Annotated in this window: 1 protein-coding gene; it reads left to right on the top strand. The window is 58.8% G+C overall.

What is annotated here, in order from left to right:
• Positions 1-255 (top strand): hypothetical protein (locus PZA18_RS24785; RefSeq protein WP_308447470.1); only part of this gene is annotated, 255 nt, incomplete at both ends.

Genomic DNA, 255 nt, shown 5'->3' with positions numbered 1-255 from the left:
ATTTGGCATTCCAAGCTTTCTTCCGGCGCGCCAAGGCCGGGCAAACACCCGGCTTCCCGAGGTTCAAATCAAGTAAGCGTTTCTCAGGGTTCAGCTACCCGGACCCCGCCGGCTGGAAGATGCTGCAGACCGGGAAACGGGGGGGCACCCTGCGCATCGGTAGTGGCAAAGGTGCACTGATGCTGCGTGCTCGCGGGCAGCATCGCTTTGGCGAAGGCGTTAAGACGAATGACTTAACGATCACCCGAAAAAATG

It is taken from the genome of Parachitinimonas caeni, from assembly GCF_030129945.1.
Lineage (GTDB): Bacteria > Pseudomonadota > Gammaproteobacteria > Burkholderiales > Chitinimonadaceae > Parachitinimonas > Parachitinimonas caeni.
Note: the sequence above shows the minus strand (reverse complement) of the source record. Positions and strands in the feature narration are given on the sequence as shown.